Genomic DNA, 11229 nt, shown 5'->3' on the forward strand with positions numbered 1-11229 from the left:
TAGTCCCATTATACAAACTTCCACTTACATAAGGCTTATCTATATCATCATCTAAAAAAGAAATAATCACTTCATCTCCAATTCTTGGAGTATGATAAAAACCTGAATGATTACTTGCTATACTTGAAGCTACTCTTAAAAAAGGAGTGTGATGATATAAACTTTCTTTTTCATCTAATTCTTCTTGATTGGCATAAAGATTAATCCTTACCTTAACCCTTCCATGCTCATCAGTATAAATAGTATTTCTCTCACTTTCTATATCCTTACTCTCTCCTATAACAATACCTTGAGTGCTATTAGGAGCTTTAGGTTTAGCTTTAAAACTTGGAGTAAAGATAATATTCTTTTTTAATAAAGTTAAAGTATTGGAATAAGATTTACTTAAATTTAAATCTTTTAAATTTAAATGATCATTAGTATTAATAGAATTAGCTAAGATGGCATCATCAATTAAGATTTGAGTATTAGCAATAATAATAAAGTCTTTAAGCAAAGAAGCTTTATCTTGTTTTTCTTCATCTTGATTTTTTATTTCTTCTTGATGATTAAACTCCTTATAATTTAAAGTGATAAAATCTCCTAAACTAAGATGATAAATATTACTTTTTGCTAGTAAGCTTTCATTTAATACTAAGGCTCTTTTTTCTTTAAGAGAAGGCTTAGTCTTTAAATCAATGCTTTTTGTAAAAGAATATTCACTCTCATAAAAATGTTCATTATAATAAGCTTTGTTATTAAGTTCTTGTTCATAAGGAACTTTATTAGAATGTAAAGATAAAAGATTTAAAGGAGTATTGGCATTGATACTAGAATGTGTAAAAGAATTAGTTCTTAAGCTTTGTTCTTTATAAATAGAAGAAATACAAGCTTGATTTAAAATATTATTAATATTAGGATTATACTCAATTTCTTTATTTTTTACATTTTTATATACATCACAAAAATAAATAGTGTTCTCATCTTCATAAAAAAAGATTCCATTATTATGGCTTAATCTTGCAATAAAGTCTAAATCACTTTCATTGTATTGAGAGATGAGTTCTTGTTCTTCATAATTAAAATGTATATTAGAATAATCAATTTCTTTATGTAAGATATCTTGATAAAAACCAAGGGTTTGTTTAATCACTTCTATAATATTAGTATGAGTATAAATACGATTGGCTTTATTTAAAGAAAGTCTTATCAAGACTGATTGAAGCTTAAAAGAAAAAAAATGCTTGTATTTTATTTGCTTAGTATTTGAAGCGCTATCATTAATATTTAAAGCACTTTCATGATTAATACCTAGATATTTTATATAAGTGATAATTCCCTTATAGTTTATTACTTCATTGTTATCAAAGTTTAAGGTATTATTCTCATAAGGATTATGGATACTTAAAATAGCTTCTTGATCGATTAAAACATTAGGATGAAAATTAAAATCTTGACTTAGATTAAATAAGCTTTCATCTAAACTTTCAAAAAAACCTTCACATTCTATAGAAAAAAGTTCTTCAAGACTTTCTTTGATAATGGCTTTAGTGATTTTAAAGGGTAGGGGATTTGAAGTAGAATTTGATATATTAAGACTCATAAAGGAATTTGAGGCCATTTTTTCTCCTTAATGTGGTAATAAGATTTATCAAATACAAAGCTTATAAGTGTGATTAAATTTTTATTTATATTTGTTTGTAAATATTGTAGCATAGTTGGGGTAAATTTGAGTGTGTTTTATGATTATGAATATTTATTCATAAAGTTTCATATATACTATGGTGAATTTTTTTTGCGTGTTTCCTAAGATTTTTGCCCAGCCAAGTTTGGCGGTATTTTCTTCTCCTAACACAAACTTCATTTCTGAAGAATAGTTGATTTTAAGATATAAATCAACACAAAATTCATTATTTGTTAAAAACATTATGCTATTTTTTAAATCATCATGTTTAGTTCCATTGGGCATAAATTTAATCGCTTCTTGATATGAAATATCTTTTATATAAATTGCTATTTTATTTTGATAAGAGGTAAATTTATCACCTAGTATGAAATTACTCCCCAAGGCATGATTTTTTACGCCCAGTTTATTTCTTTGAGTATCAGAGATTAAAATTTGGTGAGGCAAATTTTCAATGATTGATAATTTGTCTTTTAGTTTAAAATTAACTTGCAAAACTCTTTCTATATATGTTTTTGGACGTCTTAAGCTCAATAATAAAGGTGCAAATGGTAAATATTTTTTTGCAATATCGTATTCTTTAATTCCTAATATATTAAATAAAATTTGAGAAATAGAGTCTTTAAAATTATCATTAAAAGATCTTGGATAATTTTTTAAGCCAATAACATCGAAAAATATCCAAAGTAAATAGTGATTAAAAAAATCAAAAAATAAAGTCCAACCTTGTTCTCCATCTTCATTTCTGGATAATTTATCTAACATAAATGAAGGAAGTTGTGAGGAAACTCCATGTAAGCCCATAAAATTTACAAATAATTCTATAAATGATTGATCTGAAAAAATAATTTTTTCTAAATCTTTATTTGGATGCTTTAAACTTTTATTGGTTCTTAAAAATATATTTTTTTTCCCATAATTTTTTTCTAGCTTTCTTATAAGTTTAAAAAAACTATATGAAGTTGGATCATTCATATTAAAGCTTTTTTTCCAAAAGAAGCAGGATAATGCAGAATTTCTTTTGAATCAAGACATTTTATCTTTAATTCACAAAAGGAATTAATGCTAGCAAAAGATGCTAAAAATTTGGATATAACTAATCCTAGTAAATAGACTTCACCTAAAGTATAAAACTTAGAATCCTTAATACTAAAAATAGCTAAGGTCCCTTTTTTTGTAATATTTTCATCAATTAGATAAGTGCTTTTGCTTTGAATATCAACTATAGATTCTTTTAAAAGTTCATAAGATTTCCAATTTAACTGATTATCTAAAAAACTATAGCTTTCTAATACACCAAAAAAAGCTTTTCTACTTAATATGGTTTGATAAGAAAAAGATAATACAGAAACAAGTTTCCACAATAAATTGCCATCAACGCTGCATCTTCTCGCTTCACTTGGAATTTCGATATTTTTAGTATCAACACCTTTTAAATTACAATTATTAATATCTCCTATTTTTAATCTTGAAGGCAGATCTCCATTGGAGCATAAAAGATCAATGCTTATAGTTTCATCCATTAAATAAGAGGAGAAAAAGGAAATTTCGCTAAATACTTCTCCTTTAGAATTCTTTTTAGTATTTATGCTATAAAAGTCTTTTTGATTATCTTTTAAAAATTCAAAACGTTCAAAACTCTTATAGTTTTTTAATAATCTTTTACCCCCTTCGCTATTGTGTGCTTTAACTTGCAATGTTTGTATAATCTCATAAGCTTTAGGTTGGCTTCTATCAACAAAAATTCGATAACTATCTTTTTTATGATTATTTATAAGAGGTTCTGCGCTTTTTGCAAAGATATTGATAATAGGCGTCATACTTAAAGAAAACAATTCTTTTCTAAATATGCAATTTGCAGGAAATGGTTTAGAGAATTTAAATTCAATATTAATTGTTCTTCCTTGGCAATTATTTAAAATATCTAAGTTATTAATTCTTAGAAAATTAAATTTATGGGGCATAAAAAAATATTCCCTTAACAAAGAAAAAGCTTCAAAGCCTAAATCATTATAAGATAAACTACTTTCATCTGGATTTAATCCTATTTTTTCAATATCGTAAGTATTAAGAAAAAATTCTTCATCAGTTTCCAAACATTGAATTTTTAATTCTTTCAAATAAGAATGTATATATAATAATAAAGTAGTAGACATGTAAGTATCGTTACCTAAATATAAATTAATTTTTTCTAAGCCCAAATCACTTATTTTTGTTTCTGCTTTATCTATTTGTAATTTTAAATTAAAAGTATAGTCTTGGTTTTTACTTGATGCAAAAACCTCATTTATCGAAATAGGGTAAAGATAGACATCATAAACAGTTTTAAATTCACAAATGCATTTATCTATAGGTTTTGATTTAACAACGGTTCCTTTTGGAATAGTAAGTTTATTTTCTTTGCTATTTTGTTCAAGTTTAAATTCTTGCATACATAATGAGGGTATGGGATTTGTATAGTTTGGAGAAACTATATTGATTAAAGATTCTGCAATATGCGGGATATTTTCATCAAGTTCTTGGTGAATTTTAGAACTTAGGATGGCTAAATTTTCAATAATTCTTTCTACATCGGGATCTTTGCTATTGTAAGCTAAAAATGGAGCTAGTTTTGGATAATTTTTTACAAAATGTTCCCTAGTTTCATATAGATATTCAAGCTCTTTTTGATAATAAAAGATATTATCTTTCATTTAACCTCACAATATCTATTATTTTTAAAAATAATTTCTATACTAAATTCCTTAAAACGATCCTCTTGAAAAAAACATTTTACAATAAAAGAAAGTTGCCAAGGACTTAAATTATTATCATAAGTAATAGAAACAACTCGTATTCTTTTTTCATAACTATCAATTAACTTTCTTATTTCCTTAGCCATTGATATGCATAATTCGCTAGAACTAAGATTAATGTCAGTCATATTTGGCATCCCTAAATCTTTCGCGGTATAACAGTCATTAATCTTAGAGTTGAGCAAAACTTTTATATTATTCTTTACATCCTCAAAATCATTTTGATAGAATGGAATATGAATGTTTTGCTCATCTAAATTATGGATCAGTTTATCTAGCAAGGACATTATTATTCTTTATCTAATTTTCCTACTAAAGAAAGTTCAAAATTACCGCCCATATATTTAAAATGAGGTCGGACACTTAGCCCTATTTTATACCATCCTGGCTCTCCTGGTATATCACTAACTTTCACTTGTGCTGCTCTAAATGGACGACGACTTCTCACTTCAGAAGGTGGATTTTCTTGATCGGAAATATATTGTCTAATCCATTCATTAAGTCCATTTTCAATATCGCTTCTTTCTTTCCAGCTCCCTATTTCTTCTCGTTGTAAAACCTTTAAATAGTGCGCCAATCTTGAAATTAAAAAGATATATGGAAGTTGAGTTCCTAATCTGTAATTTGTTTCAGCTTCTTTACCTTCTGGGGTATTTTGAAATAATTTTGGTTTTAACGGAGAATTTGCTGAAAAAAATGCTGCATTATTACTATCTCTTCTTAATGTTAAAGTTATAAAACCTGCTTCTGCAAGTTCATACTCTCTCCTATCTGTAATCAAAACTTCTGTAGGTATTTTTGATTGTATAGTTCCAAAATTTTCATAAAGATAAGTAGGCAGATCCTTAACAGTCCCTCCACTTTTTGGTCCTATAATATTTCCACACCATCTATACTTAGCAAAGCTTTCTGTCAATCTTGTACAAAAAGTATACGAAGAATTAGCCCACAATAAATGATTATGCGAAGCATGAACATTTTCTTTATAGTTAAAGCTTTTAATAGGGTTTTCTTCAGGATCATAAGGGCTTCTTGCTAAAAATCTTGTCACTAGTAAGCCTGTATATTTAGAGTCTTCATTTTCTCTAAAAGTTCTCCACCTTGTATATTGAGGACCTTCTAGCAAACCTTGCAAATCTTGAATATTTGCAAGTTCAGAATAATCATCAAGCCCAAAAAATTTTGGTCCAAAAGATGTTAAAAAGGGAGAATGACTCATAGCCGCAATACTAGCCATTTTATTTAAAAAAGTCATATCAGGACTTGCTGATCCAAGTTGATAATCTCCAATGATTGCTCCTACAGGCTCTCCTCCAAATTGTCCATATTCTGAAGAATATATATTTTTATAAACAACGCTTTGTGTTATATCTGGATTGTTTTCAAAATCCTCTAAAGCTTCTTCTTTTCTTATATCAAATAGGTCGATTTTTATATTTTCATTAAAATCAGTTCTTTCAACTAGAAATCTAAGTCCACGCCAAGTAGATTCAAGTTTTTGAAATTCTTCATTATGTAAAACTTCATCCATTTGTTTTGAGAGTAAATGGTCAATATGGGCTATCATTTCATCAAGTGCAAATTTATTGATTTTTTCTTCGGCATTATCACTTTTTACAATTTCTGAAATAAATTCAGCAACACCTCTTTTGGCAATACTATAACTTTCATCAGTTTTAGAGTATTTGCTTTTCTCCATAATTTGTTCAATAATTGGCGTATCAATTACTTTGGTATTTGCCATTTTAATTTCCTTGCTCTTCTTGTTTAATTTCTAAAAGTAACTTTTCTTTAGTTTTTTCATTTTTTAACGCTTCTAAAACAGCTTTTCTAAAATCAGGAATATTACCCATAGGACCTTTTAAAGCCATTAAAGCTTCTCTTAGTTGCAATAATTTGTTTAACTCAGGTATTTGTTTAGCTAAGCTATCTGGAGAAAAATCCTTCATGCTAGCAATATTGAGCTTAACATCAAGCTCTTCAGCTCCTGTTCCAAGAGTATTTTTTACGCTAAAACTCGTTGTTATATTGAGTTTTCTCATAACTTGATCAAAATTGATCTTGTTAATTTGCAAAATTTCTCTTTCCTCTAAGGGGGTTTCGTTTTTTCCTTTTAAATTTGCCATTACCATTAATTTTAACGGCAGCTCCACATCCTCATTTTGTCCATTAGTTTTAGCTTTATATGTAATATTAATTCGTTCCTTTGGAGCATGAGATCCATCTGACATTTTAAATCCTTAAAAATAAAAATTTTAGCTTAATTATTATATTAAAATTTGCTAAATTTAATCTTGCATCATTTAATTTTATTTTTTGCGTTTTCATATTCTTCGGCTAGATAATCTTTTAGTAGAGTTTTTTCCATTAACTCTACTAAGTATATATTTAAAATTTTAGAGTTCTTTTTCATTCCTTTTGATTCAAAAATTTTTACCATATCTAGCAAGGAATTAATATTATTCATAATAGAATTATTAAAATTTTCTTTATCAATATTCATCAGCATTTGCTCAAAATCTTGTAATGTATGTTCTTTGTCAGTTTTTTTACTTGAAAAAAAACTTTTTTTATTTTCTTTGGATTTAACAAAATATTTATAAACTTCTTCTTTGCAGATAAAATCACCATTTTGAAAACGGAGAAGTTCAATAGTATCAAATTTAGAAATAAAATCACTTGTTAATATTATAAGAATGTCTAATTGTTTATTTTTTTTCTTTTTTTCTAAAAAATCACAAAAGAGTTGTACACCCTCTATCCAAAAAGGATTTAAAATAAGTTCATGCATAAAACATTTAATATGTTCTATATCATTTTCTTTATCAGAAAGCAATATACGAATTATATCTGCATCAGGTTTTCTTATTTTAGTAATTTTTTCATTATTACATTCAGGCAAACACCTGATTTTCCCCCACATTGCTTGGGTGAATAAAGCGTAGATATTGAGATTATTTTCATCCTCTTCCAAAAGTTCAAATGCAAGTTTTTGATAAAAATTTTTATATTCTCTCTCGTTTAAAGAGTTAATATTATCGCTTCTAATGTTTACAGATACTTGAGCTACAGGAGATTTTGGAAGTTGTGGTGCAACTTGAGCAATTTCAATTTTTGCAAAATTGCAAGATAGCAAATTTTCAAATTCGGAAAATAAAGTAATAAATTGATTAACAATCTCAGATGATATAAGCACTTTTGTTTTATTGTATTCTTGAATAAAATTTTGAATAAAAATTTGAATTTTTCGCTTTTGAGCTAATATATAAGCATTATTTTCATCTATAAGTTTTTTTAAATGTTGAAAAAGAAGCAAAAGCTTTTCAAAGCATTCTTCATTGTTTAAATTAAAACACGATAAAAGAAAATAGTTGCAAATTTTAAAATCTAAAGAATGATTTAATAATATAAACTGAGAATATTGATAAACTTTATCCCAAGAAATATTTTCATGGTTTAAAGTCTTATATTTTGACATCTCATCTTCAAGTAACTGAAATTCTTGTAGTTCATCTAAATTATTTTTCAATTGATCACAAAAATACATTTAATTCCTCCAAAAATTTGCCTCATTATAATTAAATTTTAAAAAATATTATGTTAATTTTTTAAAAAATTTACTCAATTAATCATAAATTATATATTCTAAGATAGAAAGGATACTTTAGTTTCATGTTTTGTAAAAAAAGTTTATTTTTTTTATTGCCACTATTCTTTTGCGCTTGCTCAAGTGTTGTTAGTGTTAAGATAAATAATGTAGAGAATTCCAATCTTAATAATAGACATGATGATGTTCCTGTTACGGCTATTGTATATCAACTTAAGGATATTAAAAAATTTGAAGAAGCAAGTGATATAGATTTGGCTACTAGAGAAGAGGGGGTACTAGGCAAGGATAAACTTGATTCTATTAAAACGCAAATTGCACCTAAAGACAATATTATCGCGGTTAAAGTAGATGAAGAAGAGGTTCCTTATGTAGGCATTCTTGTATTATTTGCAAATAATACAAAAAAAACAACAAAAATATGGGCAAAGACCGAAGATGCAAATGGGTTTGGGAAGAATAAGTATTTAAAATTTGAAATATCCAAAGAAGGTATCAAAAGAATTAAATAGGAATAATATATGGCAAATAAATTAAAAGTTGCTTGGTTTGATGGACTTAATATTGGACAAACCCATTTTGAGCAGCAAGAAAGATTTTTTAATAGAAATATAGATCTTAAAACTATAAATATATATAGTAATTTATATGGAATAATAGACTTGGAATTTTCTCAAGAGATGTTATTGCAAGGAAAAATTGCACTTTCTAAAATTTCAGGTATCGCACAAGATGGAAGCATTTTTAATGCACCTGAGCAAGATTTGTTGCCTGAGCCTATTGAAATCAATTATGAATCTTTAATTGATTCAGTTGTGGTATTAAAAATTCCTATCGGAGTTACTGATATTGCTGATTTATCTTTAAGAAATACTTTTCCAAATTCAAAGTTTATATGTCTTAGAAATAGTATTGCTTTAAGAAATTATGATGATTCAAAATCTAATGTAATGGACAAAATTGAAGATGAGTACGAACTTGAAAATCTGACTTTTACACAAGAGAAAAAAGATTTACTTCTTGCTAGTTTAAGATTAAAACTTGGCATTTTAGGTAATTCAACTCCTGATGAACTTGAATTACCAATTGCAAAAATTAAAAATATTGATATCAATAAAAAAATTGAATTAGAAAGTGATTTTATACCCACTTGCTTAAATATCAGCAAAATATCTACCATAAGATCCTTTTTGGAAGAAATTATTTTTTCAATCAATCAACATAAAAAAGTTCTATCTAATGTTTTTAAAGGAATCGATCAAACAAAAAATACATTGGATTTTAGCACTTTTTTATCCCTTAATCTTTTAAAAAAATGGTATTTAATATTTTCACATCTATCAAAAAAAGATAAAATACATCCTGAATTTTTATACGAAAAATTTTTAGAATTTCAAGGAGAGCTTGCAGCTTTTAGCAACGAAGAATCTTTTTTAGATTTTATTCCTTATAAACACGATAATCTTTATAATACTTTTTTAAATATGATGAATAATCTAAGATTGTTATTTTCTAAAATCACAAGCCCTAAATATTTTATAGCTAAGACTAGTATTAACGGCAACGGTTTTTATGATTTTATTTTTGATAATTCGGGAATTTTAGAAGAAAGTGAAATTTATTTCGCAATTCGTGCAGATGTTACTACAGAATATCTACTTAATAATTTTAAAATTCAAAGCAAGATACATACTCAAAGTAAAATTAAAAATATAGTCGCAACTCAGCTTGAGGGCTTAAATGTAGATCAAGTACCTAATGTTCCATCTAGCATTCCTTATTTAAATGGTTATGTTTATTATAAATTAGATAAAAGAGATCAACTGTTTAAAGATTTTAAAAATGAAAGTATCATTAGTATGTACTTGACCAACAATATAAAAAACCCTGATATTATAATGTGGGCGGTATTTCAATGAAAGAAATAAATGAAGAAAAAAAGGCATTAAGCTTACTTCTTGATTCAGATTTTGATGGTTTAAAAAACAATAAAATTATTGATTATTCTTTGGAGTTGCTTTTGCTTTCTTATAGACTTTCAAAAATAAGCTCTATGGATACAAGTAGTATTAATCAACTTAGAGAAACATTGATTAATAAAATTTTAGATATAACCGCTAAATTAAGTATATGTAAAGAATATGATGAAAAAGAAATTATTAAATTTAAATATTGTCTTTGTGTCTTTATAGATGAAAGCTTAATGAAAAATGAACTTTTTATTAATTTTTGGGCTCACAATACTCTAACTGTAAGGTTATTTGATGAAACTTTAGGTGGAAATAATTTTTATGATATTGCATCATCTTGGATTAATAACCCTTTTAAGTTTAAAGATTTTTTGGAATTTATCTATGCTTGTTTGATTCTTGGTTATAAAGGAAAATATAATGAGACTAAGGATAGAGATGAAAAAATAATTCATTTTTGCAATAATATTGCCACATCTTTAAAACCGGTTTATAAGATAGAAGAAGAGTTAGCTTTTAATAAAGCATATAAAACTGGTTTGAAAGAAAATATTTGGCAAAAATTTATAAGATTGTATTTTAAAAAACTTATTATCGTTGTGCCAGCATTGATTATATTAGGAGTATTAAGCTATGCAATTTTCAATTTAGAAACCAATAATCTTAAAGTGGATAATAATATATCCGTATTGATAAAAAATTTAACACATATAGAATAAATATACTAAATTTTTAAATATCAATTTATTTGTTATGAGTAAAATTAAATAAAAATTATTTTACAGCTAGAATAAAAATCAAATGCAAAACCTATAAAAGGATAAAAATATATGAAAAAACAAGCTCTATTATTTTAATGATAAAGAAAAAGTTATACTGCTAACACTAAACCACAAAATTACATCTTAATTTTAATAAAATAGAGAATCTAAGGAGATAACCCATGACATATATATTACTTCTTATTATAATTTCTACTATTCTTTCTTATCTTATATTAAAATTTATTTATAAAATCATCTTTAAATCTACAAAAAGCGTTTCAAAGTTTTTAGTCTTTCTTGGAAGTATAGGCTTAATTATCTTTTATTATACTCCTTATTCTTATTATTTAGAGCCTAGTTATTGGCAATTTAGGAATATGTGTAAGTTAAATGAACTTCCTAAAGTATAATAAGATTCTAGGGTATTTTG

10 protein-coding genes are annotated in these 11229 nt (G+C 26.1%); 3 read left to right on the forward strand and 7 right to left on the reverse strand.

Annotation, left to right across the window (positions count from 1 at the left end):
* From vgrG to AJ936_RS01640, 7 genes are all read right to left on the reverse strand, one after another.
* On the reverse strand, positions 1 to 1600 hold a 1600-nt coding region (gene vgrG / locus AJ936_RS01610; RefSeq protein WP_141080070.1), incomplete at its 3' end, for a type VI secretion system tip protein VgrG.
* Positions 1601 to 1735: 135 nt separating this feature from the next.
* The gene (tssG, locus tag AJ936_RS01615; RefSeq protein ID WP_002881829.1) at positions 1736 to 2638 is read right to left on the reverse strand and encodes a type VI secretion system baseplate subunit TssG; all 903 of its coding nucleotides are present in this window, start codon (positions 2636 to 2638) and stop codon (positions 1736 to 1738) included.
* The gene (tssF, locus tag AJ936_RS01620; RefSeq protein ID WP_002881830.1) at positions 2635 to 4356 is read right to left on the reverse strand and encodes a type VI secretion system baseplate subunit TssF; all 1722 of its coding nucleotides are present in this window, start codon (positions 4354 to 4356) and stop codon (positions 2635 to 2637) included. Before tssF ends, tssG begins: the two co-directional genes overlap by 4 nt.
* Positions 4353 to 4745, reverse strand: coding sequence for a type VI secretion system baseplate subunit TssE (gene tssE, locus AJ936_RS01625; protein WP_002881831.1), 393 nt, complete (start codon positions 4743 to 4745; stop codon positions 4353 to 4355). The genes tssF and tssE overlap by 4 nt, the downstream gene beginning before the upstream one ends.
* A 2-nt stretch (positions 4746 to 4747) precedes the next feature.
* Positions 4748 to 6202, reverse strand: coding sequence for a type VI secretion system contractile sheath large subunit (tssC, locus tag AJ936_RS01630; protein ID WP_002881832.1), 1455 nt, complete (start codon positions 6200 to 6202; stop codon positions 4748 to 4750).
* A gap of 1 nt (position 6203) precedes the next feature.
* Positions 6204 to 6689, reverse strand: a complete 486-nt coding sequence (gene tssB / locus AJ936_RS01635) for a type VI secretion system contractile sheath small subunit (protein ID WP_002881833.1) — start codon at positions 6687 to 6689, stop codon at positions 6204 to 6206.
* 68 nt (positions 6690 to 6757) lie between these two features.
* On the reverse strand, positions 6758 to 8005 hold the full coding sequence (locus AJ936_RS01640; RefSeq protein ID WP_044779648.1) for a type VI secretion system domain-containing protein: 1248 nt from the start codon (positions 8003 to 8005) through the stop codon (positions 6758 to 6760).
* 125 nt (positions 8006 to 8130) lie between these two features.
* Here AJ936_RS01640 and tssJ point away from each other — a divergent pair, with 125 nt between their 5' ends.
* Genes tssJ through icmH form a run of 3 tightly spaced genes read left to right on the forward strand, consistent with a single transcriptional unit; the run spans position 8131 to position 10754 of the window.
* Positions 8131 to 8577, forward strand: coding sequence for a type VI secretion system lipoprotein TssJ (gene tssJ, locus AJ936_RS01645; protein ID WP_002779659.1), 447 nt, complete (start codon positions 8131 to 8133; stop codon positions 8575 to 8577).
* 9 nt (positions 8578 to 8586) lie between these two features.
* Positions 8587 to 9984 carry a type VI secretion system baseplate subunit TssK gene (gene tssK / locus AJ936_RS01650; RefSeq protein ID WP_002779660.1) on the forward strand — a complete coding sequence of 466 codons (1398 nt, stop codon included), beginning with the start codon at positions 8587 to 8589 and terminating at the stop codon, positions 9982 to 9984.
* The gene (icmH, locus tag AJ936_RS01655; RefSeq protein ID WP_002881837.1) at positions 9981 to 10754 is read left to right on the forward strand and encodes a type IVB secretion system protein IcmH/DotU; all 774 of its coding nucleotides are present in this window, start codon (positions 9981 to 9983) and stop codon (positions 10752 to 10754) included. Before tssK ends, icmH begins: the two co-directional genes overlap by 4 nt.
* The last annotated feature ends 475 nt before the right edge of the window (positions 10755 to 11229 follow it).

The organism is Campylobacter sp. BCW_6877, from assembly GCF_001762445.1.
GTDB classification, from domain to species: domain Bacteria; phylum Campylobacterota; class Campylobacteria; order Campylobacterales; family Campylobacteraceae; genus Campylobacter_D; species Campylobacter_D jejuni.

Excerpts from the sequence above, each read along its gene's own strand:
- tssB (WP_002881833.1), bottom strand. The coding sequence starts at position 6,689 with ATGTCAGATGGATCTCATGCTCCAAAGGAACGAATTAATATTACATAT.
- tssK (WP_002779660.1), top strand. The coding sequence starts at position 8,587 with ATGGCAAATAAATTAAAAGTTGCTTGGTTTGATGGACTTAATATTGGA.
- tssG (WP_002881829.1), bottom strand. The coding sequence starts at position 2,638 with ATGAATGATCCAACTTCATATAGTTTTTTTAAACTTATAAGAAAGCTA.
- icmH (WP_002881837.1), top strand. The coding sequence starts at position 9,981 with ATGAAAGAAATAAATGAAGAAAAAAAGGCATTAAGCTTACTTCTTGAT.
- tssF (WP_002881830.1), bottom strand. The coding sequence starts at position 4,356 with ATGAAAGATAATATCTTTTATTATCAAAAAGAGCTTGAATATCTATAT.
- tssC (WP_002881832.1), bottom strand. The coding sequence starts at position 6,202 with ATGGCAAATACCAAAGTAATTGATACGCCAATTATTGAACAAATTATG.
- tssE (WP_002881831.1), bottom strand. The coding sequence starts at position 4,745 with ATGTCCTTGCTAGATAAACTGATCCATAATTTAGATGAGCAAAACATT.
- AJ936_RS01640 (WP_044779648.1), bottom strand. The coding sequence starts at position 8,005 with ATGTATTTTTGTGATCAATTGAAAAATAATTTAGATGAACTACAAGAA.
- tssJ (WP_002779659.1), top strand. The coding sequence starts at position 8,131 with ATGTTTTGTAAAAAAAGTTTATTTTTTTTATTGCCACTATTCTTTTGC.